20 protein-coding genes and 1 pseudogene are annotated in these 25,978 nt (G+C 72.3%); 18 read left to right on the top strand and 3 right to left on the bottom strand.

Annotated elements, in window-relative coordinates:
* Positions 1–5: 5 nt before the first annotated feature.
* Both SMA5143A_RS01895 and SMA5143A_RS01890 read left to right on the top strand, forming a co-directional pair.
* Positions 6–1,046, top strand: a complete 1,041-nt coding sequence (locus SMA5143A_RS01895) for a LacI family DNA-binding transcriptional regulator (RefSeq protein WP_107461064.1) — start codon at positions 6–8, stop codon at positions 1,044–1,046.
* Between the two features lie 189 nt (positions 1,047–1,235).
* Positions 1,236–3,371 carry a sulfatase gene (locus SMA5143A_RS01890; RefSeq protein WP_107461063.1) on the top strand — a complete coding sequence of 712 codons (2,136 nt, stop codon included), beginning with the start codon at positions 1,236–1,238 and terminating at the stop codon, positions 3,369–3,371.
* A 144-nt stretch (positions 3,372–3,515) separates the two neighbouring features.
* On the opposite strand, the gene SMA5143A_RS01885 is transcribed toward SMA5143A_RS01890, so the two are convergent.
* Positions 3,516–4,190: a hypothetical protein gene (locus SMA5143A_RS01885; protein ID WP_107461062.1), complete on the bottom strand. Its 675-nt coding sequence runs from the start codon at positions 4,188–4,190 to the stop codon at positions 3,516–3,518.
* Positions 4,191–4,359: 169 nt separating this feature from the next.
* Here SMA5143A_RS01885 and SMA5143A_RS01880 point away from each other — a divergent pair.
* Positions 4,360–4,757, top strand: a pseudogene (locus SMA5143A_RS01880) (VOC family protein).
* A 273-nt stretch (positions 4,758–5,030) separates the two neighbouring features.
* Here the strand turns inward: SMA5143A_RS01880 and SMA5143A_RS01870 are convergent.
* Positions 5,031–5,726, bottom strand: a complete 696-nt coding sequence (locus tag SMA5143A_RS01870; protein WP_107461060.1) for a DUF6597 domain-containing transcriptional factor — start codon at positions 5,724–5,726, stop codon at positions 5,031–5,033.
* A 251-nt stretch (positions 5,727–5,977) separates the two neighbouring features.
* On the opposite strand from SMA5143A_RS01870, the gene SMA5143A_RS01865 reads away from it, so the two are divergent.
* Positions 5,978–6,274, top strand: a complete 297-nt coding sequence (locus tag SMA5143A_RS01865; protein WP_107461059.1) for a hypothetical protein — start codon at positions 5,978–5,980, stop codon at positions 6,272–6,274.
* Between the two features lie 68 nt (positions 6,275–6,342).
* Here the strand turns inward: SMA5143A_RS01865 and SMA5143A_RS01860 are convergent, their stop codons facing one another.
* The gene (locus tag SMA5143A_RS01860) at positions 6,343–7,467 is read right to left on the bottom strand and encodes a YihY/virulence factor BrkB family protein (protein ID WP_181361679.1); all 1,125 of its coding nucleotides are present in this window, start codon (positions 7,465–7,467) and stop codon (positions 6,343–6,345) included.
* A gap of 553 nt (positions 7,468–8,020) precedes the next feature.
* Here SMA5143A_RS01860 and SMA5143A_RS01855 point away from each other — a divergent pair.
* From SMA5143A_RS01855 to SMA5143A_RS01795, 14 genes are all read left to right on the top strand, one after another.
* Positions 8,021–10,579: a Pls/PosA family non-ribosomal peptide synthetase gene (locus SMA5143A_RS01855; protein ID WP_181361678.1), complete on the top strand. Its 2,559-nt coding sequence runs from the start codon at positions 8,021–8,023 to the stop codon at positions 10,577–10,579.
* Between the two features lie 19 nt (positions 10,580–10,598).
* Positions 10,599–13,091: a non-ribosomal peptide synthetase gene (locus SMA5143A_RS01850; protein WP_107461057.1), complete on the top strand. Its 2,493-nt coding sequence runs from the start codon at positions 10,599–10,601 to the stop codon at positions 13,089–13,091.
* On the top strand, positions 13,088–14,146 hold the full coding sequence (locus SMA5143A_RS01845; RefSeq protein ID WP_107461133.1) for a TauD/TfdA family dioxygenase: 1,059 nt from the start codon (positions 13,088–13,090) through the stop codon (positions 14,144–14,146). The genes SMA5143A_RS01850 and SMA5143A_RS01845 overlap by 4 nt, the downstream gene beginning before the upstream one ends.
* Entirely contained in the window at positions 14,143–15,183 is a 1,041-nt protein-coding gene (gene sbnB, locus SMA5143A_RS01840; protein ID WP_107461056.1) for a 2,3-diaminopropionate biosynthesis protein SbnB, read from the top strand. Before SMA5143A_RS01845 ends, sbnB begins: the two co-directional genes overlap by 4 nt.
* A gap of 43 nt (positions 15,184–15,226) precedes the next feature.
* On the top strand, positions 15,227–16,222 hold the full coding sequence (sbnA, locus tag SMA5143A_RS01835; protein ID WP_107461055.1) for a 2,3-diaminopropionate biosynthesis protein SbnA: 996 nt from the start codon (positions 15,227–15,229) through the stop codon (positions 16,220–16,222).
* A 133-nt stretch (positions 16,223–16,355) separates the two neighbouring features.
* Positions 16,356–18,002, top strand: coding sequence for an acyl-CoA dehydrogenase family protein (locus SMA5143A_RS01830; protein WP_181361677.1), 1,647 nt, complete (start codon positions 16,356–16,358; stop codon positions 18,000–18,002).
* A 324-nt stretch (positions 18,003–18,326) separates the two neighbouring features.
* Positions 18,327–19,616, top strand: a complete 1,290-nt coding sequence (locus SMA5143A_RS01825; protein WP_107461053.1) for a helix-turn-helix domain-containing protein — start codon at positions 18,327–18,329, stop codon at positions 19,614–19,616.
* A 69-nt stretch (positions 19,617–19,685) separates the two neighbouring features.
* Positions 19,686–20,621, top strand: coding sequence for a wHTH domain-containing protein (locus SMA5143A_RS01820; protein WP_107461052.1), 936 nt, complete (start codon positions 19,686–19,688; stop codon positions 20,619–20,621).
* A gap of 207 nt (positions 20,622–20,828) precedes the next feature.
* Entirely contained in the window at positions 20,829–22,169 is a 1,341-nt protein-coding gene (locus tag SMA5143A_RS01815) for a hypothetical protein (protein ID WP_107461051.1), read from the top strand.
* 191 nt (positions 22,170–22,360) lie between these two features.
* Positions 22,361–22,945: a GNAT family N-acetyltransferase gene (locus SMA5143A_RS01810; protein ID WP_107461050.1), complete on the top strand. Its 585-nt coding sequence runs from the start codon at positions 22,361–22,363 to the stop codon at positions 22,943–22,945.
* 92 nt (positions 22,946–23,037) lie between these two features.
* Entirely contained in the window at positions 23,038–23,121 is an 84-nt protein-coding gene (locus SMA5143A_RS44665; RefSeq protein WP_309474722.1) for a putative leader peptide, read from the top strand.
* 171 nt (positions 23,122–23,292) lie between these two features.
* Complete coding sequence (locus SMA5143A_RS01805; RefSeq protein ID WP_099967895.1) at positions 23,293–24,984, top strand: nitrite/sulfite reductase; 1,692 nt, start codon at positions 23,293–23,295, stop codon at positions 24,982–24,984.
* Positions 24,981–25,160, top strand: coding sequence for a hypothetical protein (locus SMA5143A_RS01800; protein WP_107461049.1), 180 nt, complete (start codon positions 24,981–24,983; stop codon positions 25,158–25,160). Before SMA5143A_RS01805 ends, SMA5143A_RS01800 begins: the two co-directional genes overlap by 4 nt.
* The gene (locus SMA5143A_RS01795) at positions 25,157–25,957 is read left to right on the top strand and encodes a phosphoadenylyl-sulfate reductase (RefSeq protein ID WP_107461048.1); all 801 of its coding nucleotides are present in this window, start codon (positions 25,157–25,159) and stop codon (positions 25,955–25,957) included. The genes SMA5143A_RS01800 and SMA5143A_RS01795 overlap by 4 nt, the downstream gene beginning before the upstream one ends.
* Positions 25,958–25,978: the final 21 nt, after the last annotated feature.

Genomic DNA, 25,978 nt, shown 5'->3' with positions numbered 1-25,978 from the left:
TCGCGATGGTGCGTGGCGGGAGCGCGACGGCCGGGCCGACGCTGGCGGTGGTGGCGCGCGAGGCGGGGGTGTCCGTGCCGACGGCCTCGAAAGTGGTCAACGGCCGGGAGGACGTGGCCCCCGAGACCAGGCGCCGGGTCACCGAGGCACTGGACCGGCTCGGCTATGTCCGCAGACCCAGGTTCGAGGCGTCGAAGCCCCCGCGCATGGTCGACCTGGTGGTGCACTCGCTGGAGAGTTCCTGGTCGGGGGCGGTGCTGCACGGCGTGGAGCAGGCGGCGCACGACGCGGGCCTGGAGGTGGTGGTCTCGGCGGGGCTCAGCCGGACCCGGGGCGCGCGCCCGGAGCGCGGCTGGTTCGACAAGCTGATCGCCCGGGGCTCGGCGGGAGTGTTGTTCAACCTGGCCGAGCTGTCCCCGGCCCAGTACTCCTGGCTCGGCCAGCACCGCATCCCGTTCGTCCTGATCGACCCGGTGCTCGAACCCCCGCCGGGCGTGGTGTCGGTGGGCGCCGCCAACTGGCAGGGCGGGATGACCGCCACCGAGCATCTGCTGGCCCTGGGGCACGAGCGGGTCGCCGTGATCGCCGGGTACCGGCGCAAGATGTGCAGCAGCGCGCGCGTGGCGGGCTACCGCTCGGCGCTCATGGCCGCGGGCGTCCCGTACCGGCCGGAGTACGTCCGCTACGGCAACTTCATGGAGACCACCGCGCACCACCGGATGCTCCAGTTGCTGGACCTGCCCGAACCTCCGACCGCTGTGTTCGTGTGTTCGGACAGGATGGCGCTCGGGGCCTACCAGGCGCTTACCGAGCGGGGGTTGCGGATCCCGGACGACATCAGTGTGGTGGGTTTCGACGATCTGCCGGAGGCCCGCTGGGCGACCCCGGCCCTGACCACCGTGCGCCAGCCGCTGTCCGAGATGGCCTCGACGGCACTGCGGCTGCTCGCCGGGATGATGGACGGCGACCGACCCGAGGGCACACGCACGGAGTTGTCGACGCGGCTGGTGGAACGGGCGAGCACGGGGGCGCCGCGCTCGGCCTGACCCCGGGGTGGGATGGTGTCGGAGTTCACGTGGAGGGGCTGCGGACGGCCTGAGCACGGGTGAACGGTGGGCGTCGGCGCACCGTACGCATAGTGACGGGCGTACGGGTGCGAAGGCGGTCCCGCTCCTCGGCTCACTCCGTCCACCAGCACAGAGCTCCAGCATGTTCCACAGGGAAGGACCTTCGGGTTGTCGCACACACGCTCTTCGCAGCTTCCGGGCCCGGCACCCGCACCGGACGTCGACACCGCCCCCGAGAACACCGCCGAGGCCGCAGAGCCGAAACCGAAGCCCGAGGAGGCGGCCGCCCCCGCGCCGGACACGGATTCCGTACCGGGCGCCGAGGCGGAGGCCGGGTCGACGACCGAGCCCGTAGCCGAGCCGGAACCGAAGTCCGAGCCGAAGGGGGAGGCGGAGCCGGAGGCTGGGGCCGATGCGAAGGCGGAGGCCGGGGGCGAGCCGGAAGGCGAGACGGCAACCGAGCCCATGGCCGAGCCGAAGCCCGGACCGGACGTGAAGCCCAAAGCGGACACAGAGCCCGGACCTGACGCGAAGCCCGAACCGGACGCAGAACCCGGACCTGACGCGAAGCCCGAAGCGGAGTCGCAGACCGAAGCGGAGCCCAAGGTCGCGGTCGCGGCCGGGGGCGAGGGGGCTTCCGTCCGCCAGGGCTGGCGGGTGCGGCACCCCCGGCGGGCTCGTGTGCTCGACTGGGTCGGGACCGCGCTGGCCATCGCGTTCGTCATGTTCGCGTTGCTCGTGCCGAACGACATGACGAAGTTCGAGGTGGGCCGGCTGCTGCGGATCCCCGCGGAGGGCATCCTCGGCGCGGCGCTGCTGCTGGTGCTGCCGCCGAAGGCGCGGCGTACGGCCGTGGTGGTCATCGGCGCGGTGCTCGGCCTGCTGATGATCGTCAAGGTGCTGGACATGGGGTCGTACTGGACCCTGGACCGGCCGTTCGACCTGGTGCTGGACTGGCCCCTGCTGGACAACGCCCGGTCGTTCATGAAGGACTCGCTCGGCAACACGGCGGCGCAGGCCGCGACGATCGGTGTGATCGCGCTGGTGCTCGCCCTGCCGTTCCTGACGACGTTCGCCGTCCGGCGGATCAGCCGGCTGATGGAACGCGACCGGCACACCGCGAGCCGTACGCTCCTCGTCCTCGGCACCGTCTGGATCACCTGCTCCACACTGACTCTGGAGGTCGCGGACGTACCGCTGGCCTCGCACAGCGCGGCCACGCTCGTGGAGAACCGCATCGAGTCGGTGCGCGACGGGCTGAAGGACGGCGAGGCGTTCGAGAAGCAGGCCTCCGTCGACGCCTTCGCCGACGTGCCGCCGGACCAGTTGCTGACGGGGCTGCGCGGCAAGGACGTGCTGATCACGTTCATCGAGAGCTACGGCCGCTCCGCGATCGACAACCCGCAGATGGGTGAGCCGCTGAGTGAGACGCTCGCGCAGAAGACGCAGGAGCTGAAGGACGCCGGGTACGCGTCGCGCAGCGGCTGGCTGCGCTCCCCCATCACGGGCGCCGGCAGCTGGCTCGGCCACTCCACGTTCCTGTCCGGGCTGTGGATCAAGAACCAGTCGCGCTACAACCACCTCGTCGCGGGCGACCGGCTCACCCTCACCGAGGCGTTCCGCCGCACCGGCGCCTGGCGCACCGTCGGGATCGTGCCGGGCACCCAGAAGGCGTGGCCGGAGGGCAAGTTCTTCGGTCTCGACCACATCTACGACTCGGACCAGCTGGGTTACCAGGGGCCGAAGTTCAGCTGGTCGACCATGCCGGACCAGTACACCCTGAAGGCGTTCCGGGAGCTGGAGTACGGCAAGGAGGGCCGCAAGCCGATGATGGCGGAGATCATCCTGACCTCCAGCCACAACCCCTGGGCGCCCATCCCGCGGACCATCCCGGAGGAGGAGATCGGCGACGGGTCGGTCTACCACGGCCTGCAGAAGGCCGAGGGCAAGGACCCCAAGGACGTCTGGAAGAACCCCCTCGACGTCCGTGACGAGTACCGCAAGACCATCCAGTACTCGGTGAGCAGCATCGTCGACTTCGTCGCCGAGTACGGCTCGAAGGACACGGTCCTGATCTTCCTCGGCGACCACCAGCCCAACAAGACGGTCACCGGCGACAATCCGAGCCACGACGTGCCGGTGTCGGTCGTCGCGCAGGACCCGAAGGTGCTGGAGAAGATCGACGACTGGGGCTGGGCGGACGGTCTCAAACCGGCCTCCGACACCCCGGTCTGGCGCATGGACAAGTTCCGCGACCAGTTCATGACGGCGTTCGGCCCGCAGTCGGGCGATACGCCCCAGTAGCGCAGGCGTTCGATGCGTGGACCCGGTCGTCCCGGCGATGTCTCCTCCGAGGCACGCCGGGAAGGCCGGGTCCTCGTCCGTCTCCCCGGCGTGGCCGAGGGCGGTGCGGGTCGGTGGCCGCCTGCCGCTCCGCCCTCCGGTCGGTCAGCCCGACGCGCCGACCTCGTTGTCGGGTGCTCCGTCGCCGACCGGGGGCAGGTCACCGCGTTCGACGGGCGTCCCGTCGCGCGGGGGCTGCGTTCCCCCGGCATGGGGCGCCGGGTGATGCGGGGGCGGGAGGAGGCAGGCCAGTTCGGCGTCGGTCGGGCGGTGGGCGGCGCGGGCGGCGGCCCGCAGGACGTCACGGTCGACGGCGGCCGTGGCCGCGCTGATCCGGACGACGTGGTCCCCGTGCTGGAGGGCGTACTCGTGCTGTCCCGCCGACGTGCGGTACCAGGTGTCGTCGTCGCGCACGCAGTCGACCGTCGTGCCGGTGCCCTGCCCGAGGGGCTGCTCGGGGCAGTTCTCGGCGGTCATCGCGCCCCGGTCGACGAGGAGCAGGAGCTGGGCGCTGTTCCGCCGGGACCAGTAGGCGGCGGAGAAACCGTCGTCGCCGTACACGCCGACCGACTGCCGGGCCAGTTCGAACCCCGGGGACTCGGTGACGTAGACGAGCCCCGGAGCGAGACCGAGTGCCTCGGCGCGGGCGTGGAGTTGAGCCCGGTCGGGGGTCGGCGCGAGGGGTTCGCGGGGCACCGCGACGACCTTCTCGCCCCCACAGCCCGTGAGCAGCAGCGGCAGCAACGCCAGGGGCAGCAGAGTGCGCGCGGTACGGAACATGTCCCCCATCCTGCCGCACAGTTGTTCCACAGGAAGGGCAAAGAGTCCGTTGTCCGAAAGCGCTTGCCCCGCTGCGTCCGCGAGCAGTCGTCACAGCCTCCCGGCGGGCCTTCACCCCGTGTCCGTTTCCTTCAAGACCGGCCGTGCGCGGCACGCCTACGGTGGCCGTATGAATCCACGACTCGACGCGATCGGGATGGTGGCTTCGGACATGGCCGCCTCCGTCACCTTCTACCGCCGTCTCGGCTTCGACTTCCCCGAGGGCTCCGAGGAGCAGCCGCACGCCGAGCCGCGCTGCCCGGTGGGCTCCGGCTGATGCTGGACACCGAGGAGACCGTGCGGTCCTTCCACCCCGAGTGGCGGCCGGGCAGGGGCGGCGGCGCCGGCCTGGCCCTGCTGTGCGACAGTCCCGCCGAGGTCGACGCGGTGTACGAGGAGTTGGTCGCCGCCGGTCACCAGGGCGAGCTCAAACCGTGGGACGCGGTGTGGGGCCAGCGGTACGCCGTCGTCCTGGACCCCGACGGCAACGGCGTCGACCTCTTCGCACCGCTGCCGTCGGCCGGGTAGGAGCGGGCACGGCGGCGGTGTTCCCGGCCGATGGCCGACAGCCGATGACCGGTGGCCGGCGGTCGGTGGCCGGCGGTCGGTGGCCGGCGGTCGGCGGTCGGCGGTCGGCGGTCGGCGGTCGGCGGTCGGCGGTCGGCGGTCGGCGGTCGGCGGTCGGCGGTCGGCGGTCGGCGGTCGGCGGTCGGCGGTCGGCGGTCGGCGGTCGGCGGTCGGCGGTCGGCGGTCGGCGGTCGGCGGTCGGCGGTCGGCGGGGCGCTCACCCACGCGGGTCCGTCACCGTCCGCCGAGCAGCTCGCCGAGCGGCAACCCCGCCAACTCCCTCACGTCCCGAGCCAGATGGGCCTGGTCGGCGTACCCGGTGCGGGCCGCGGTCTCGGCGTACGGCACTCCGGCGCGGGCCAGCGCGAGCGCCCGCTGCAATCGCAGTACGCGGGCCAGCGTCTTGGGTCCATATCCGAACGCGGCGAGGGAGCGGCGATGCAACTGCCGTGCGCCGACTCCGAGTTCGTCGGCGGTGGCCGACACCGGCCGTCCAGCCTCCAGGGCGGCGACCACCCGTCGCAGGAGCGGATCGGGACGCTCGCTCTCGGCGGCCCGTTCCAGGACCACCTCTTCGAGGCCGTTCGCGGGATCGCGGGCCGCGTTCACCCGTGCGGTGAGCCCACGGACCAGCGGGGCCGGCCACAGGTCCTCCAACGCCACACGGCAGTCACGCAGTTGATGCGCGGGCACGCCCAGGAAGGCGGGCGCGGCACCCGGCCGGAACCGGACGCCGGCCCAGCCACCGGTGGCGCCCTCGACGGTGTGCGCGCGGGTGTCGGGTCCGGCGACGAGCAGCCGTCCGTCGTTCCAGAGGAGATCCATGCAGCCGTCGGGGAGGACCCGCCCCGGGCCGGGATCGTCCGGGCCGCCGGGACTGCTCGTCCACACGACGGCCCCGCCCAGCCGGGACGCCCGTTCCGCGTACACGGGAAAAGCCTACGTCGGTGACCGGTGGCGGTCCCGCCCGCGCCCCCCGGTGCTCCTGCGGACGCACCCCGTGGACCCGTTTGAACACGCTCAGAACTTCGGCGAGGGGCCGCTGGTGGAAGGGCTGCGTCAGAGGGAGCCGGTGTTTCCCGGCGGTGCGATGGCGGAGCCGTTCGTGGACGTGCGGGACATCGCGGACGTGCTCGTCGCGGTGCTCGTCGCCGACGGGGTCGGCGTTCGCCGGGCGGACCGTGGAGGTCACCGGGGCGCGGCCGCCGGGCTTCCGGGCGGCGGTGGCGGAGATCGCGGAGGCCACGGGCCGGGAGTGCACGGACGTGCCGGTGTCCGCGCGGGGCCACGGGGACGCCCTGCTGGGGTTCGGGGTGGCAGCCGGGGAGGTCAGCGCCCGGGTGGAGACGTTCGAGGCGCTGTCGTACGGACGCGACGCGAGCACGACCGACGGAGTGCGCGAGGAGCCGGGCCGGGAGCCGAGGGGGTTCACCGAGTTCGTGCGGGAGGCCGCGGCCGGGGGTGCCTGGGGCGGGTGACCGGGCAGGCCCAGGGTGCCTGGAGCGAGGGCCGGAACCTCCTGCTCATCCCCCCTGCTCGTCCACCCCTACTCGTCACCCTTCTTCGCGGGTGACCGCAGGCGCGAGGTGACGTCCTCCGGGGGCAGGAAGCGCGACCAGCGCTCCGGGAACTCGGAGGGCATGTCGGGGTCCTCGGGGTCGTAGGAGCGGGCGGCGGCGGCGCGGGCGACGTACTCGGCGGCCTGCTCCTCGCGCAGGCGCTCGTTGGCGGCGCGGGCCGCGGCCGTGGCGGCGGCCGGCCAGACCCGGTCGATGGCGGCGTTGACGGCCGCGCCGACCAGGACCGCGAAGGCGCTCACACCGATCCACAGCAGGACGGCCACGGCGGCCGCGAGGGAACCGTAGATCGTGGCTCCCTCGACCGTGGCGGAGAGGTAGATGCGCAGCAGGAAGCTGCCGAGCACCCACATGCCGAGGGCGACCAGGGAGCCGGGCACGTCCTCCACCCATGGGGATCGCACGGGCACCGACACGTGGTAGAGCGTCGTGAGGAAGACGATCGACAGGACGATCACGACCGGCCAGTAGAGGACCTGGACGACCGTGGTCGACCACGGCACGATCCGGACCACCGCGTCGGGGCCCGCGACCATCAGCGGCAGCGCGACGGAGCCGATGAGCAGGGCCACGATGAACAGCAGGAACGCCATCAGCCGGGTCTTGACGATGCCGCGGACCCCGTCGAGGCCGTACATGACGGTGATGGTGTCGATGAAGACGTTCACCGCGCGGGAGCCGGACCACAGGGCGATCAGGAAGCCGATGGAGATGACGTCGGGGCGGCCGCCCTTCATCACGTCGTCCAGGATGGGCTGGGCGATCTCCCGGACGCCCTTGTCCGACAGGACGGTGCGGGAGGCCTCCAGCAGGTTGAGCTCCAGGCTGGCGATGGTGTCGGCGCCGGTCCAGTCGTCGACGTAGCCGAGGAGGCCGATCATGCTGAGCAGCAGCGGCGGCACGGAGAGCAGGGTGAAGAACGCCGCCTCCGCGGCGAGCCCGAGGATGCGGTACTCGATGCAGGAGTTGACGGTGTCCTTCAGGAGCAGCCAGGCGGTCCTGCGCTTGGAGACGTTCCGGTAGAGGGCACGCGCGCGGTGGAGACGCCCGTGCGGGCTCTCGGGTCGGGAGGGTGACTGACTTGCTGGCTGCACGCCCTAAAGGTATCCGTCTGGGCGCGCCGACCTCACCTCCCGGTGCCGCGGGCCGCGGCCGGTTCCGCGTGGGCCGCTCGCTTCCCTCCGGCCCCGTCACGGGGCAGATGCCGAAGGGAAACACAGCGGAAACCAAAGGTGATTCCGTATCTCGTTTTCTGTCATGGACGTGCTGGCCGAATTCTTGAGGCGACGGAAGTGGAACGCCGGAGCGTATTTGTACCCGCTTTTTGGAAAGTTCCCCGCTGAAGCCCGCGGCCGGTCGAGGTCCGACAGGTCGGAAGAGATCGGAAAAGGGGCGGGAAAGCGTCAATTGCCCGGCCCCCCTTGACCTGCTCGGTAATGTGCCGAAAGAATCCGGATTGCATTCTGCTGGGCCGGCCAGGATCAGGCCGCGGCGCAGCACAGTCCGGGGGATTCTCCAGGCTTCGACCAGCCTGTTCCATTCCGCCACTCCTGTCACCGCATTCCGTCCCCTTTCTCACCGTCATTCCGCGCGCCGTCCGTTCACCCCCGGGCGCCCTTCCTCGCAATACCTGTCGCGGAGAATTCAATGACATTGCCAGTACCACGACACGTGGTGGAAGAACCGGATGCGGTCGAGGCGGCCGAACCGGACGCGGCGGAAAGTCGCACCGCCGTCGAGCGACTCCTGGCCGAAGTTCTGGCCGACGTCACCCATATCGAACATGTGCCCGCCGACGCTCACTTCTTCGAGGATCTCGGCGCCAACTCACTGACGATGGCTCATTTCTGCGCCCGGGTCAGGAAACACCCGCGTCTGCCCACGGTGTCCATACGGGACGTCTACGGCCACCCCAGCATCCGCTCCCTCGCGGCAGCGCTCGCCGAGGCCCCCGGGCCGCCCGCCGCCGCTCCCACGCCGCCGCCCGAGACGACCGCGCCGGGCAGCACACCCCGGTACGTGCTGTGCGGGGCGCTCCAGCTGCTCGTCTTCGCCGGGTACTGCCTGGTGGCCGCCCTCGGCTCCGTACACGGGTACGCGTGGGTGGCGGACGGCTCCGGACCGGTCGAGGTCTATCTGCGGTCGGCGGTGTTCGGCGGGCTCGGCCTCGTCGCCCTGTGTCTGCTGCCGGTGGTCGCGAAGTGGCTGCTGGTCGGGCGGTGGAAACCGGTGGACTTCCCCGTGTGGGGCCTGGCCTACCTGCGGTTCTGGATCGTCAAGGCGCTGCTGCACACCAGCCCGATGGCCCTGCTCGTGGGCAACCCGCTGTACGTGCTGTACCTGCGGGCCCTGGGCGCCCGGATCGGCCCCGGTGTCACGATCCTCAGCCGTACCGTCCCGGTCTGCACCGATCTGCTCACCGTCGGCGCGGGCACCGTGATCCGCAAGGAGTGCCATTTCCCGGGCTACCGGGCCCGCGCCGGGCGGATCCGCACCGGCCCGGTGACCCTCGGCCGGGACGTGTTCGTCGGGGAGCACACCGTGCTCGACATCGACACCGCCATGGGCGACGGCTCCCAGCTCGGCCACTCCTCCGCGCTGCGCGCCGGCGAGACCGTCCCCGCGGGGCGGAGTTTCCACGGCTCCCCCGCCCGCCCGACGGACGTCGACCACATCCGGGTCGATCCCGCTCCCTGCGGCACCGCGCGACGCGCCGGATACGGGCTCGCCACGCTGCTCCAGGTGTTCCTGCTGTACGTGCCGCTGACCGTCGGCGGCGCCCATCTGCTGCTCGCCGCCGTGCCCTCGCTGGAGGTCCTGCTCGACCCGGCGGCGCCGCACCTCACCTCGCCCCGCTTCTACGCCGAGGCGGTGGCGCTGTCCCTCGCGCTGTTCCTCGGCGGTGTCGTCACCGGCGCCCTCGCGGTGCTCGTGGTGCCGCGGCTGCTGCGCCCGCTGGTCCGGCCGGACCGGACGTACCCGCTGTACGGCTTCCACTACTCGGTGCACCGCGCGATCGCCGGCCTCACCAACATCAGGTTCTTCGCATGGCTGTGCGGCGACAGCTCGTACATCGTCCCCTACCTCAAGGCGCTCGGGTACGACCTGTCGCGGGTCGAGCAGACCGGGTCGAACTTCGGCACCGAGATCCGGCACGAGACGCCGTTCCTCACCCGGGTCGGCAGCGGCACCATGGTCGCGGACGGGCTGTCGGTGATGAACGCCGAGTACTCCGCCACGTCGTTCCGGGTGTCCCGGACGTCGATCGGCGGGCACAACTTCCTCGGCAACGCCATCGCCTACCCGGTCGGCGGCCGGACCGGCGAGAACTGTCTGCTGGCGACCAAGGTGCTGGTCCCGCTCGACGGCGAGATCCGCGAAGGGGTCGGGCTGCTCGGGTCGCCCCCCTTCGAGATCCCCCGCTCCGTGGAACGCGACAGTCGCTTCGACCATCTGCGGGAGGGCGACGAGCTGCGCCGCAGGCTCGCCGCGAAGAACCGCTGCAACCTGCGCTCGATGGCGCTGTTCCTGGTCCTGCGCTGGCTGCACCTGTGCGCGCTCACCGTCCTCGGCTTCGCCGCCTACGACCTGTACGGGCACCACGGCACCGCCGGGCTGCTCGCGCTCGCCGCCGTCCCGCTCGCCGGCCTGGTGTTCACGATCGCCTACTACGTGCTGGTGGAGCGGTGCCTGACCGGGTTCCGGCCGCTGCGGCCACGGCTGTGCTCCATCTACGACCCGGTGTTCTGGCGGCAGGAGCGGCTGTGGAAGCTCCCGGACAAGCACCTCCAGCTCCTCAACGGCACCCCGTACAAGAGCGTCGTCTGGCGGCTGATGGGGGTACGGATCGGCCGGCGGGTCTTCGACGACGGGGCGTACATCACGGAGCGGACCCTGACCACCGTCGGGGACGACTGCACGCTGGCCGCGAGCACCAAGATCCAGGCCCACTCGCAGGAGGACGGCACGTTCAAGTCGGACCACGTCACGATCGGCGCGCGCTGCACGCTCGAGGTCGGGGCGTTCGTGCACTACGGCGTGGTGCTGGGCGAGGGGGCCGTGCTCGCCCCCGACTCCTTCCTGATGAAGGGCGAGGAGGTGCCGCCGTACGCGCGGTGGGGCGGGAATCCGGCGACGGAGACGGTGCGGTACGCGGCACCGGACACCACGGGGCGCTCCCGGACGGACGCCCCGCGCGAACAGTGAAGTGAATCGGGGGAGACACATGGACCGGTCGAAGACGGCGGGCGACAGCGCCCGGACGTTCTGGCAGGGGATGCTGACCGCCGGGGGGCGGACCGCGATCCCGAGGTGGAGCGGTGATCCCGTGAAGGGCACCGCCGCGTACGAAGTGCCGTTGCCCGAGGGCATGCTGGCGGGCCCGGACGGGACGGCGGCGCTCCTCGCCGCCCACGCGAAGGTGCTCGCCGCGCTGTGCGGCGAGCGGGAGGTCACCACCGGCTGGGCGGTGGACGGCCGGGTGCTGCCCTGCCGGATCGGCACCGCGCCCGGTGACACCTGGCGGTCCCTGCTGGGGCACACCCGGCGCGTCCTCACGGAGCTGTCGGCCCACGTCGGCTTCCCCGTGGACGCCCTGCGCGCCGAACTCGGTCTGGAGGAACCACCGTTCGAGACCGTGTTCGACACCACCGGGGCGGACGGCGACCTCGACGGGGACGTGGTCCTGCGGGTGGCGCCGGTGCGGGGCGCGGACGGGCCGGCGCTGCGGCTGCGGTACCGCACCGACGTCCTGGACGAGGGCGCAGCCGCCCGGATCGCCGGCTACCACGTCACCGCGCTCGCCGGGCTCGCGGTGGAACCGGGCGCCGAACACGCGCGGCAGAGCCTGCTGTCGGACGACGAGGTCCGCCTCCAGCTCGACGGCCTCGCCGGACCGCACCGCGAACTGCCCGACCGCCGGGCGCACGAGCTGTTCGAGCAGCGGGTCGTGGCGCACCCCGACGCCGTCGCGGCCGTCCACGGCGACCGCCGCTGGACATACCGGGAGCTCAACTCCCGCGCGAACCAGCTCAGTCGGGCCCTGCTCGTGCGCGGGCTCGGCCGTGAGGGGGTGGTCGCGGTGGTCACCGAGCGGAACCTCGACTGGATGGCCGCCGTCCTCGCCGTCCTCAAGGCCGGGGGCGTCTACCTCCCCGTCGAGCCGCACTTCCCCGCCGAGCGCATCGCCCGGACGCTCACCCGGGCCCGCTGCGAGCTGGTGCTCACCGAGCGGGGCAGCACCACGACCCTCGACGCGGCCCTGGCCGCGCTGCCCGACACACAGAAACTGTTCGTGGAGGACGCGTACGACGAGGCGCACCCCGACTCCGACCTCGGCATGGAGATCACCCCGGACCGGCTCGCGTACATCTACTTCACCTCCGGTTCCACGGGCGAACCCAAGGGCGCGATGTGCGAGCACGCCGGGCTGGTGAACCACCTCCACGCCAAGCTCGACGACCTGGGGATCGGCGAGGGCGACGTCGTCGCGCAGACCGCGCCCCAGTGCTTCGACATCTCCCTGTGGCAGCTGCTGGCCGCGCCCCTGGCCGGCGGGCGGACCCTGCTGGTGGAGCAGGAGGAGATCCTCGACGTCGAACGGTTCGTCGACCGGATCGCGGCCGGCCGGGTGAACGTGCTCCAGGTCGTCCCGTCGTACCTCGAAGCCGTCCTCGCCCAGCTGGAGCAGCGCCCGCGCCCGCTGCCCGACCTGCGCCGGGTGTCCGTCACCGGGGAGGCGCTGAAGAAGGAGCTGGCCGAACGCTGGTTCGCCACCGGGCCCGGAGTTCCGCTGGTCAACGCCTACGGGCTCACCGAGACCTCCGACGACACCAACCACGAGGTGATGCACCGGGCACCGGAGGGCGACCGGGTGCCGCTCGGCCGCCCGGTCGGCAACGTCCGCGTGTACGTCGTGGACGAACACCTCTCCCTCGTGCCGCTGGGCGCCCCGGGGGAGATCGTCTTCTCCGGGATCTGCGTCGGGCGGGGGTACGTCAACGATCCCGAGCGCACCCGGCGGGCCTTCACCACCGACCCGTACCGGCCGGGTGAGCGGCTCTACCGCAGCGGCGACCACGGGCGGTGGCGGCCCGACGGCAAGCTGGAGTTCCTCGGCCGCCGGGACACCCAGGTCAAGGTGCGGGGCTTCCGCGTCGAGATCGGCGAGGTGGAGAACGCGCTGCTACGGGTCGACGGGGTCCGCGACGGCGCGGTCGTGGTCGCCGGGGGCGCCCGGCTGGTCGCCTTCCACTCCGGCCGGCCGCTGCCGGGTGAGGTGCTGCGGGAGCGGCTGGCGGCCTCGCTGCCGGCGTACATGGTGCCGTCGGTGTTCCACTGGCGGGCGAGCCTGCCGCTGACCGCCAACGGCAAGACCGACCGGCGGGCGCTCACCGAACTGGCCGAGCGCGCCGACACCACGGACGGCCGGCCCACGGTGTCGACGGTCACGGCGACCGAGGAGCGGCTGGCCCTCGCGTGGGCCGACGTACTGGGCGTACCGAGGGCCCGGATCGGCCGCGACGACGACTTCTTCGACCGGGGCGGCACCTCCCTGGCGGCGGTGAAGCTCGCCGTCGCCCTGGACCGGGCGGTGTCCCTCAAGGACGTGGTCCGCCACCCCGTCCTCGCGGACCTCGCCGCCCTGATCGACACACGGACCGCCGCGTGGACGGCCGCACGGGCCGCCGCCGACCCCGACGGGAGGGCGTCGTCATGAGCTTCCTGAGTCGCCGCGGCTCCCTGGGCCGCCGCCGCACCGCCCCGGAACCACCGCCGGTCGCGCGGCCGCTCCCGGAGGTGGACCTCTCCCCCGGCAGGCCCGCGCTGCTGCCGGTCTCCCCCGCCGTGCCCGCGCCCCGCTGGGCGGCCGGGCACCGGGACGCCCTGCGGGCCGTCGTCGCCCAGCACGGCGCGGTCCTGGTGCGGGGCCTCGGGCTGCGGGACGCGACCGAGGTGGAGGCCGTGTTCCGGCAGCTGGGCGGCGGCACCCTGCTGAGCGAGCGGGAGACCTTCGCACCCCGGCGGACGCACGCGGCCGGGGTGTACTCCTCGACCCCCTGGCCGCCGAACCAGCCCATGTGCATGCACCACGAGTCGAGCTACACACGCGAGTTCCCGGGGCTGCTGCTCCTCGCCTGCCTCCGGCCCGCCGACCGGGGCGGGGCGACGGGCCTCGCCGACGCGGAGGCCGTGCTCGCCGCGCTGCCGGCCGGACTCGCCGAACGGTTCGAGCGGGACGGCTGGCTGCTGACCCGCTCGTACCACGACGAGATCGGCGCGTCCGTCGAGGAGGCCTTCGGCACCGCCGACCGGGATGCCGTCGAGCGCTACTGCCGCGCGGGCGGCGTCGACGTCTCCTGGCAGCCCGACGGCTCCCTGCGCACCCGGCAGCGGCGCCCCGCCGTGGTACGGCATCCGGTCACCGGCCGGCGCTGCTGGTTCAACCAGATCGCGTTCCTCAACGCATGGACCATGGACCCCGAGGTGCGCGCGTACCTGGTCGACCTCTACGGCCCCGACGGGCTGCCCTTCGACACCCGCCACGGCGACGGCGAACCGATCGGCGCGGACGTCGTCGAGACGCTCAACGCGGTCTACGAGGACCACACCGTCCGCACCCCCTGGCTCCCCGGTGACCTGCTGGTCGTCGACAACATCCGCTGCGCCCACAGCCGCGAGCCCTACGAGGGGCCGCGCGAGGTGCTCGTGGGGTTCACGGACCCCGTACGGCTTTCCGACCACGACACGAAGGACGAGGTGAGCTACGTATGACCGGGACTCCGGGCTTCGCCGTGATCTCCGGCGCCCAGGTACGGGAGGCGCTCCAGGGGCGGGAGCGGGAGATCGTCGACCTGGTCGAGACCGTGTACCGGCTGCACGGCGCCGGGGACACGGGCGACACGGTCAACCCGCCGTCGTACTTCCTGCGCTTCCCGGACCGCCCGTCCTCACGGATCATCGCGCTGCCCGCCTCACTGGGGGGAACGTTCCAGGTGGACGGGTTGAAGTGGATCTCCAGTTTCCCGGAGAACACGGCGGCCGGGCTGCCCCGCGCCTCCGCGGTGCTCATCCTCAACGACCACACCACCGGCTACCCGTTCGCCTGTCTGGAGGCGTCGGTCATCAGCGCGACCCGGACGGCCGCGTCGGCGGCGCTCGCGGCCGACCGGCTGAGCGCGGCCCGCGAGGCGCCCCGCCCGGTCCGGGTCGGCTTCGTCGGCACCGGTCTGATCGCCCGCTACATCCACACCTTCCTCGCCGCGACCGGCTGGTCCTTCGAGGAGGTCGGGGTGCACGACCTGTCCGCGACCAGTGCGGCCGGGTTCCGGGGGTACTTGGAACGGTCCGGGGCGAGCGGGCGGGTTGTCACGTACGGCGGCGCCGAGGACCTGATCCGGGCCAGTGATCTGATCGTGTTCGCGACGATCGCGGGCGAGCCGTACGTGCACGAGCCCAAGTGGTTCGCCCACCACCCGCTGGTGCTGCATGTGTCGCTGCGGGACCTGGCGCCCGAGGTGCTGCTCGCCTCGGCGAACTTCGTGGACGACGTCGAGCACTGTCTGAAGGCGAACACCTCACCGCATCTCGCCGAACAGCTCACCGGAGGCCGGGACTTCCTCGACGGAACGCTCCACGACGTGCTCACCGGCCGCGCGTCCGTGCCGGCGGACCGTCCGGTGATCTTCTCGCCCTTCGGCCTCGGGGTCCTCGACCTCGCGGTCGGCGGTCGTGTCCACGCCGAGGTGGCCCGGACGGGCGGCCTGCGGATCGTGGACGACTTCTTCCACGAGCTGCGCCGGCACGGCTGACGGCCGACGCAGCGGTACGACAAGCACCACCAGGGGGGCCGCAGTGCCAGTCATATCCGTTCCCACGGACTTCAACGAGGAGGAGCTGTACGTCGACCTGCGCACGGTCGTCGGCCACAGGCTCTTCCTCAAGTGCGAGGGCTTCAACTTCGCCGGCTCGATCAAGCTCAAGGCCGCGACCGAGATGGTGCGGGCCGCCGAACGGGACGGACGGCTCGGGCCGGGCTCGACCCTCGTCGAGTCCTCGTCCGGGAACCTGGGCGTCGCGCTCAGCATGATCGCCGCGAGCCGGGGCTACCGGTTCCTGTGCGTGACCGACGCCCGCTGCAACCCGGCGACCAAGGGGCTGATGCAGGCGCTCGGCAGCCGGGTCGACGTCATCACCGAGCCGGACCCGATCGGCGGCTTCCTCGGCGCGCGGATCGCCTACGTCCGCGCGCTGTGCGCCGCCGACGAGCGGTACGTGTGGCTCGACCAGTACACCAACCAGGCGAACTGGCGGGCGCACTACCGCACCACCGCGCCCGCCATCGCCCGGCAGTTCCCCCGGCTCGACGTGCTGTTCGTGGGGGTCGGCACCTCGGGAACGCTGATGGGCTGCGCCCAGTGGTTCTGGGAGCGGCGGCGCCGGGTGCGGATCGTGGCCGTGGACAGCGTGGGCTCGGTCGCCTTCGGCGGGACACCGGGGCGCCGGCTGATCCCCGGCCTCGGCACGAGCGTGCCGCCGCCGCTGCTCGACCCGTCCTGCGTGGACGACGTCGTCCGGGTGGAGGAGGCCGACACCGTACGGGCCTGCCACCGCCTGGCGCGGCGCGGCTTCCTCTTCGGGGGCTCCACCGGCACGGTGGTCAGCGGCGCCGTCGACTGGCTGAACCGGGACGGCTCCCCCGACCTCACCGCGGTCGCCATCGCCCCCGACCTCGGCGAACGCTACCTCGACACGATCTACCGCCCGGGCTGGCCCCTGGAACAGTACGGAGAGTCCTCCCTGGGCACCGACGAACTGGGCACGGGGGAACTGGCGGCACCGGTGGTCTGAGCCGGGGGCGACCTCGGGCCGCTGGTCCGAGCGGGGCGGGTGCCGCCGCAAGCGGGTGGGCCGAGCGGGGCGGTCTCGGGAGCCTCCCCCGGATGCGGGTGACCGTCGCCGTACCGGGGGGTAGGTTCCTGTCATGGCAGCCACGCACGAAGTGACCAATCAGGTTCCGCCCCTGGTGGGCTATGACGTCTTCGCCGCCGACCGGGCCCTGACGGAGGCCGTCGAGCGGCATGTGGCCCCAGGCGTCCTCGACGAGGCCCGCGGTGAACTGTCGGGGCTCGGTCGTACGGCCGGGTCGGAGCAGGTCCAGGAGTGGGGCAGGCTCGCCAACGAGAACCCGCCGAAGCTGCGCACCCACGACCGCTACGGCAACCGGATCGACGAGGTCGAGTTCCACCCGTCCTGGCACCGGCTGCTCGGCAAGGGCGTCTCGGCGGGACTGACGGCCGCCTGGACACGGCCCTCGGGGCACGTGCGGCGCGCCGCCGGCTTCGTCGTCTGGACGCAGGTCGAGGCCGGCAACGGCTGCCCCCTGTCGATGACGCACGCGGCGGTGCCGGCCCTGCGCACGGACCCGGAGCTGGCCGCCGAGTGGGAGCCCCGGCTGACGTCCACGATCTACGACTGGGACCTGCGGCCCGCCGACCGGAAGGCCGGCGTGCTCTTCGGGATGGGCATGACGGAGAAGCAGGGCGGCAGCGACGTCCGCGCCAACACGACCGGTGCCCGGCCCCTGGCCGAGGACGGGACGTACGAGCTGCGGGGCCACAAGTGGTTCTGCTCGGCGCCGATGTCCGACGGGTTCCTGGTGCTGGCGCAGGCGCCGGGCGGGCTGACCTGCTTCCTGGTGCCGCGGGTGCTGGCGGACGGCACCCGCAACGTGTTCCGCATCCAGCGGCTGAAGGACAAGCTGGGCAACCGGTCGAACGCCTCCAGCGAGGTCGAGTTCGACGGTACGTGGGCGCGCCGGGTCGGCGACGAGGGCCGGGGCGTGCGCACGATCATCGAGATGGTGTCCGTCACCCGGCTGGACTGCGCGCTGGGCGCGGCCTCGCTGATGCGGCAGGCGGTGGCGCAGGCCGCGCACCACTGCGCGTACCGGGAGGCGTTCGGCGGGAAACTGATCGACAAGCCGCTGATGCGGAACGTCCTCGCCGATCTGGCGCTGGAGTCGGAGGCGGCGACGACGCTGGCGCTGCGGCTGGCGGCGGCGTACGACGCGGCGGAGGGACCGGACGGCGACGAGGGCGAGCGCGCGCTGCTGCGGCTGGCGGTGCCGGCCGCCAAGTACTGGGTGACCAAGCGCTGTACGGCGACGGTGACGGAGGCCGCGGAGTGCCTCGGCGGCAACGGCTACGTCGAGGAGTCGGGCATGCCCCGGCTGTTGCGGGAGTCGCCGCTCAACTCGATCTGGGAGGGCGCCGGGAACGTCCAGGCGCTGGATGTGCTGCGTGCCCTTCAGCGCGAACCCGGGGCGCTCGACGCGTACTTGCAGGAGGTGGGCCGGTCCCGCGGCGCCGACCACCGCCTCGACGGGGCGATCAAGAACCTGCTGACCGAACTCGCCGACCTCGACGGCGTGGAGGCGCGCGCCCGTCGGCTCGTGGAGCGCCTCGCCCTGGTCCTCCAGGGTGCACTCCTGGTCCGGTACGCGCCGCCGGCGGTCGCGGACGCGTTCTGCGCGACCCGGCTGGGCGGCGACTGGGGTGCGGCCTTCGGCACCCTGCCGCACACGCTGCACCTGGCCTCGGTGGTGGAACGGGCCCGGCCGGTGGGCTGAGCCCCGCCGGGTGGGCCCCGTTCGAGTGGCGCGGGGGTGGTGCTGCGCCGACACGGCACCACCCCCGCGTTCGGGCCCCTGCGAGCGGAGCACACGCGCCGCACCGGGCGGCGTTGCACAAGTTTCAAGCAGGGCCCGGCCGTCCGCCAGGGTTGCAGGGGGTTGCAACTCGTCGGCGTACTGTGGCGGAGTGAGTCCCTCCGTGGGCGAGGAACGGCAGACTGGGGACCCCGTAGTCAACGCCGGTCACGCAGGCCCGGACTCCCTCGGCCCTCCCGGGCGAGGAGGCGGCCCTGCCGGGAGGAACGAGTGCCGCACTCGCCGATGGAAGTCACGCGGCTCACCGCCAAGGACGCCGCCCGGGCGGCACGGGTGCTCGGCGAGGTCCGTGCCTCCGCCCTCGCCGGACGGCATCCGAAAGCCTCCCCCCGCCCGGTGATCAGGGAGTCCTGGAGCCGCGTGCTGCGCAGCGGGATGGATCCCGACCACGACTTCCGGGCCGACCTGCTGAGCCATGACGAGGTGGAGCGCCGCCGCCGGACGTCCCCCCTGCGGCAGGTGCTGCCGGTGCTGCGCGAGGGGCTGCTGTCCCTGGCGGACACCGCGCAGCACATCATGATGGTCGCGGACGCGGACGCCCGGGTGCTGTGGCGGGAGGGCAGTACGGCGGTGCTCCGCAAGGCCGACGGGCAGGGCCTCGGGGTCGGCGCGGACCTGCGGGAGGAGACGGTCGGCACGAACGGGGTGGGCACCCCCCTGGTGGTCCGCCGCCCCGTCCAGGTGTTCGCCTCCGAGCACTTCGTGCGGGCCCTGCACTCCTGGACCTGCACCGGGGCGCCCATCACCGACCCGCGTGACGGCCGGCTCCTCGGATCGGTCGACATCAGCGGCCCCTTGGAGACCTTGCACCCCGCGACGCTGGCGCTGGTCGACGCGGTCGCCAAGCTGGCCCAGTCCCGGCTGCGCGACCTGCACCTCGCCTCGCTGGAACAACTGCGGGCGGTGGCGGCGCCGGTGCTGGCCCGGATCGGCGGCCCGGCGGTCGTCGTGGACCGGGACGGCTGGACGGCGGCGGTGACGGGCATGCCGTACACCGGCCGCCTCGCCCTGCCCAAGTCCCTCTCGCCGGGCCGCTGCCGGCTGCCCGGGCTGGGGCTGTGCACGGTCGAGCCGCTCTCCGCCGGCTGGCTGATACGGCCCACGGCGGACCCCGCGCCCGCCCCGACGGCCACCCGTATCAGCCTCGACGTCTCCCACCCGCGCCGCTGGACCGTCACCGTCTGCGGCTCCGCCGGCTCCTGGACCCATGAACTGAGCCCCCGGCACGCGGAGTTGCTGTACCTCCTCGCCCTCCACCGCGGCGGCCGCAGCGCCTCCGCCCTCGCCGACGACATGTTCGGCGACCCCGCCCGCACGGTCACCGTCCGCGCCGAGATGTCCCGCGTACGCCGCTACCTGGGCGCCTACCTCGACCACCGTCCGTACCGCTTCACGGAACGAGCCGACGTCGAGGTCCTCCTGCCGGACAGCCCGCTGGACCTGCTGCCGCATTCGGTGGCGCCGGGGGTGGTGCGGGCGCGGACGACGGGGTCGGGCGGACACGCCTGGGGGTAGGGGCGGCCGGGACACGGGGAACACTCCTGGGCCGGTGTCCGGCCAGGCGGAGAACGGGAGCAGCGCGGTATGGAGCAGGGGCCCGGTGCGGGCAACGTGGTGGACGCCTTCCCCGACACGCCTGTCCGCCCGGCTCGGGCGAGGACCGTGATCGAGGAGATCATGAGCAGGCTCGCCGAGGGCACCGCCCCGGAAGTGGAGTGGACCGGCGAGGAGTTGGTCCCCGATCTCCCTCGGGAGACCGTGCTCCTCCTGAGCGCGGGGCTCGACGGCCGGGCACCGTGGCTGTCCCGGACGGAACAGGTTCCTCCCCGGCATGTCGCGAAGGCTTCGCTGGAACTCGGGCTCCCGCCACGCGAGATCTGCCGAATGCTCGCCCGACGGGGATTCGCACCCCCGGCTTCGGTCCCTCCCACTGTGGCGGCCGACGATCCGGACCTCCTCCATGACCACCAGCTGGATCTTCCGCTGCGTGCCGGGGTTCCGTTCGACTACGACCACCTCTTCGAGAGCGCCTCGGGGGTACGGGCGAATCTGGAACGGCTGGGCGAGTACGGGATCACGGTGCCCCTGAAGGTGCCCGAGACCTGGACCGATCTGGACGAGGAACTCCTCGGCCCCCTGGGATATTTGTCCTGGTACGGCGTGCGAACCGATCAGGCCATGCCCTTCGCCCATGTCATCACCGCCTCTCGGCATCTGCACATCGATCCGGAGCACATCGTCGCCCGCCTCGCCACCTACGGCATCAGCACCTCATGTCCGACGCTCCCGGAGGGCCTGTCCTTCACCGCCGCACTGGATCTGCTGAACATCGGCCATGAATTCGAGCAGCTCTCGGCCGACGACCGAGTCGGCCTCCAGGGCCTTTTCGAGCGATCACGGGACAGGGGCGCCCCGATGCGGCAGACGTACGCATGGCTGAAGGCACTCGGCATCAACGTCGTCGACCCCGTCGAAGCCGTCCGCGCCGCCCTCCCCCTCATCCCCCGCGCCGACCCCTGATCCGGCCACGCCACGTCCGTATCGCCCCTTCCACAACCGCCTCCCCATGAACGGATCATGGCCCCCGGGTGAGGGATCTCCCTTGTATTTCCCGCGTCCTCGGCGTGACACGTGTCCCACTGCCGTAGCATCCCTTCCAGGCCACCCCACCTGTCCCTCCGTCAAGGTTCCGCTCGCAGGAGGCAGTTGGCCGACCGGGAGGTTGTGATGAAGCATCGCGGTAGGCATCGACGGCGCAGAAGGGGGCGTGCGCTGCGCGCTTCCCTCGCGGGGACCGCGCTGGCGCTCACGGCGGCGGCCACTCTGATCAGCACGTCCCAGGCGGCGGGCGGGAAGACGCCGGGCGGCCTGTCGTCCGTCGGTTCGGCGGCCGAGCTGCGCGACCTCCGCCTCACGGAGAACCTCACCGACCGGACCGCGCTGGAGACCCTCACCGCCGGGATGGGCGGCCGGGTCGGCGTCGACGAGGTGCTGCGCAGCGCCAACCACACGATGCGGGACGAGGGCGACTGTTTCGTCACCGAGAAGGGCGTCCTGCCGGTCGCGCCGACGGCCGCCCGGGCGTACTGCTGGGAGGCCCCGGACGCGGTCGACGACCGGTGGCGGCCCCAGTCGGTCACCACGTCCCGCGACAACAAGGTCATCGTGTCCGGCTGGTCCCACGCCGGCACCACCGCCGGCGAGGAGGGGCTCGCCCGGGTCGCCTTCGTCGACGCCGGCGACCCGTCGGACCTGAAGTACCGCTGGGTGCTGCTCGTCGTGCCGCAGGCCGACGGCAAGGGGCTGAAGGCCGTGCGTTCCCGGCTCGGCGGCATGGCCTGGTACGAGAACAAGCTGATCGTCACCGCCCGCAACCCGCAGAACAGCGGGTACCGCGACGACTCCCTCTTCGTCTTCGACCTCGACCGCTTCCTCCGCGCGGACGTGACCGACAGCGACGCGATCGGCAAGGTCGACCGGGGCTTCTCCGCCCACCACTACCGGTATGTGCTGCCCGCGGTCGCCTCCTACAGCCCGGCCTCGGGCGACGCCTGCGACGCGCGCGGCAACGACGGGGTGCCCTGTCTCACCTCCGTCTCGCTCGACCGGACGTCGACGCCGCCGAGCGTCGTCGCGAACGAGTCGTTCGCGACGGGCAGCGGTACGGCGGCCCGCGTGTGGCGGTACGACCTCGACACCGTCTCCGACCGGGCCGGGCTGCTCGGCACCACCGGGCGGCAGGGCGAGGTCGAGGCCGACGAGGCGTACGAGACGAAGGCCACCGGTGTCCGGGGCGTCCTCTCCCACGACGGCGACTGGTACGTGAGCCAGGCCGCCGCCAAGCAGGGGCGGCACGGCACGGTGTGGCGGCAGGACGAGGACCGGGCCCGCGCCGCCAGCTGCACGAACGGCACCTCGGAGCACCAGTCGTACGCCTGCTGGGGCCTGCACGGCGGGCCCCTCTCCTACTCCCCCGAGACCGGCGAGCTGTGGACGCTCACCGCGCCCGTCCCCGAGCGGCTGCTGTACGCGGTGAAGCTGTCGGACGTCGACGGCGCCCTGGACTAGGGACTGCCGTCCGGATCACTCCTGGGCCGCGGGGCCATCAGGGAGCCGCGCCCCGAAGCGGGGCCGGGCCGCACCGACCGACCCGGTCCCACCGTCGGCGGTGTCCTGACCCGCGCGGCCTGCCGCCCCCGCCCGACCGGTGGGCGGGACCGGTCTTGGAGAGGGGACGGACCCCGTGATTCCCTGACGGCATGAGCAGCCGCAGCACCCTCACCACCTGGTCCCTGGAGCAGACGTCCCCGGGCGACCTCCTGCCCGCCGCCGCCCCCGAGGGCGACGACGTCCGTATCGTCCGCGCCGAGGTGCCCTCCCCCGAGTTCAGCCGCTTCCTGTACGCGTCCGTCGGCGGCGACATCCTGTGGATCGACCGGCTGTCATGGTCGTACGCCCAGTGGCAGGAGCACCTGCGGCGGCCCGGCGTGGAGACATGGGTCGCGTACGACCGGGGCACGCCCGCGGGGTACGTCGAGCTGGAGCCGCAGGACGGCGGGGTCGTGGAGATCGTGTACTTCGGGCTGATCCCGGCCTTCCGCGGCCGGCGCATCGGCGGGCACCTCCTGTCGTACGGCACGGCCCGGGCCTGGGACCTCGCCGAGCGGTGGCCGGCGCTGCCGCCGACGAAGCGGGTGTGGGTGCACACATGCAGCAGGGACAGCGAGCACGCGCTGGCGAACTACCAGCGGCGCGGTTTCAGGCTGTTCGACACCGAGGTGACGGAGGAAGCCGACGTGGTCGCGCCGGGGCCCTGGCCGGGGGCACTGCCCCGGACATCATGACCCACATCACATCGTCTCGTTATGCGAGACATCCCTGTCCGACATGTGGATGAAGGTGGACTCGGTCTAAAGAGCCGTGACACGCTTCCGTCATGTCTGGAACTGGAATTGCCTTGGTGAGTCGGCGGCACGTCGACCTCGGCCGCATGTCCAGCGCCATCTGTCCGGTGAGCTGACGCCCCGACCGCGAGGGGTCGCCACGACCCCGGGCACCAGCGCCGCACCCCCTCCTCTGTTTCGGCCAGCGCAATGACGCGCAGGCGCCGCACACCCCTGCCGGTGTGTCCGCATGTGCGCGTACGCGCAGGTCAGAGCCGCTTACCGACTTGTCCGAAGGACGTAGAACCATGGCCGCCACCCCGGAGAACTCCGCCACGCCCCGCCGTAAGGTGAGCCGTCACCGTGGCGAAGGACAGTGGGCCGCCGGACATTTCACCCCGCTCAACGGCAACGAGCAGTTCAAGAAGGACGACGACGGTCTCAATGTGCGGACACGCATTGAGACGATCTACTCGAAGCGCGGCTTCGACTCGATCGACCCGAACGACCTGCGCGGCCGGATGCGCTGGTGGGGTCTCTACACCCAGCGCAAGCCCGGGATCGACGGCGGCAAGACCGCGATCCTGGAGCCGGAGGAGCTGGACGACAAGTACTTCATGCTGCGGGTGCGCATCGACGGCGGCCGTCTCACCACGCGGCAGCTGCGGGTGATCGGTGAGATCTCGCAGGAGTTCGCGCGGGGCACCGCCGACATCACCGACCGGCAGAACGTGCAGTACCACTGGATCCGGGTCGAGGACGTGCCCGAGATCTGGGAGCGGCTGGAGGCCGTGGGGCTGTCCACGACCGAGGCGTGCGGTGACACCCCGCGTGTGATCATCGGCTCACCCGTCGCCGGTATCGCCGCGGACGAGATCATCGACGGCACGCCCGCCATGGAGGAGATCCAGCGGCGGATCATCGGCAACAAGGCCTTCTCGAACCTGCCCCGCAAGTTCAAGTCGGCGATCTCCGGTTCGCCGCTGCTGGACGTGGCGCACGAGATCAACGACATCGCCTTCGTCGGTGTCCGCCACCCGGAGCACGGCCCCGGCTTCGACCTGTGGGTCGGCGGCGGACTGTCCACCAACCCCAAGATCGGGCAGCGGCTCGGTACGTGGGTGCCGCTGGACGAGGTCGCGGACGTGTACGAGGGCGTCATCTCGATCTTCCGTGACTACGGCTACCGGCGGCTGCGCACCCGCGCCCGGCTGAAGTTCCTCCTCGCGGACTGGGGCACCGAGAAGTTCCGCCAGGTCCTGGAGGACGAGTACCTCAAGCGGAAGCTGATCGACGGGCCCGCCCCCGACCAGCCCGTGGAGCGCTGGCGCGACCACGTCGGTGTGCACCCGCAGAACGACGGCCGCTACTACGTCGGATTCGCCCCGCGTGTCGGCCGGGTCGACGGCACCACCCTGACGAAGATCGCCGACCTCGCCGAGGCCCACGGCTCCGGCCGGGTCAGCACCACCGTCGAGCAGAAGATGATCGTGCTCGACGTCACCGAGGACCAGGTCGACTCGCTCGTCGCGGGGCTGGAGGCGCTGGACCTCACGGTGAACCCGTCGCCGTTCCGGCGCGGCACGATGGCGTGCACCGGCATCGAGTACTGCAAGCTCGCGATCGTCGAGACCAAGGCCCGCGGCTCCTCCCTCATCGACGAACTGGAGCGTCGCCTCCCCGACTTCGACGAGCCGCTCACCATCAACATCAACGGCTGCCCCAACGCCTGCGCGCGTATCCAGGTGGCGGACATCGGTCTCAAGGGACAGCTCGTCCTCGACGAGCGGGGCGAGCAGGTCGAGGGCTTCCAGGTGCACCTGGGCGGCGCACTCGGCCTGGAGGCCGGGTTCGGCCGCAAGGTGCGCGGTCTGAAGGTCACCTCCGAGGAACTGCCCGACTACGTCGAGCGGGTCCTCAGGCGCTTCGAGGAGGAGCGCGAGGACGGCGAGCGGTTCGCCACCTGGGTGGCCCGCGCCGGCGAGGAGTCCCTGTCATGAGCGAGCGAGCCGCCCCGTTCTACTGCCCCTACTGCGGCGACGAGGACCTGCGCCCGAACGAAGAGGGCCACGGCGCGTGGGAATGCGGGGCCTGCAATCGAGCCTTCCAGTTGAAGTTCCTCGGGCTGCTGGCCCGGGGACTTCAGCGAGCCGACAGCGGAGGGGATCCCATATGACGACCGTTCAGGCGGATGGCGACACATCCGCGTCGCTGAGCGACGACGACACCGCGGACGGAGCCGACACCGCGGCAGGAGACGACACCGCGGCCGGCCCCGACGAGGCCCGGCGCGCCGAACTCAAGGCGCTCGCCGAGCAGGCCGGCCGTGATCTGGAGGACGCCTCGGCCCTGGAGATCCTCCAGTGGGCCGTGGACACCTTCGGCGAGCGGTTCTGCGTGACCTCCTCCATGGAGGACGCCGTGGTCGCGCACCTCGCCTCCCGGGCCCGGCCCGGCGTGGACGTGGTGTTCCTCGACACCGGCTACCACTTCCCGGAGACCATCGGCACCCGGGACGCCGTGGAGGCCGTGATGGACGTCAACGTCATCACGATCACCCCGCGCCGGACGGTCGCCGAACAGGACGCCGAGCACGGTCCGAAGCTCCACGACCGCGACCCGGACCTGTGCTGCTTCCTGCGCAAGGTCAAGCCGCTTGAGGAGGGCCTCGCCCGCTTCGACTCATGGGCGACGGGCCTGCGCCGCGACGAGTCCCCGACCCGGGCGAACACCCCGGTCGTCGCCTGGGACGAGAAGCGGGGCAAGGTCAAGATCGCCCCGATCGCCCGCTGGACGCAGGACGACGTGGACGCCTACGTCGCCGAGCACGGGGTGCTCACCAACCCGCTGCTCATGGACGGCTACGCCTCCGTGGGCTGTGCCCCCTGCACCCGCCGCGTCGCCCCGGGCGAGGACGCGCGCGCCGGACGCTGGGCCGGCAGCGCCAAGACCGAGTGCGGGCTGCACCTGTGACCGCGACCGTGCCCGTGACGA

It is taken from the genome of Streptomyces sp. MA5143a, from assembly GCF_900290235.1.
Taxonomy (GTDB): Bacteria; Actinomycetota; Actinomycetes; order Streptomycetales; family Streptomycetaceae; genus Streptomyces.
The sequence above is the reverse complement of the archived record's forward strand: the minus strand, read 5'-3'. Positions and strand labels throughout refer to the sequence as shown.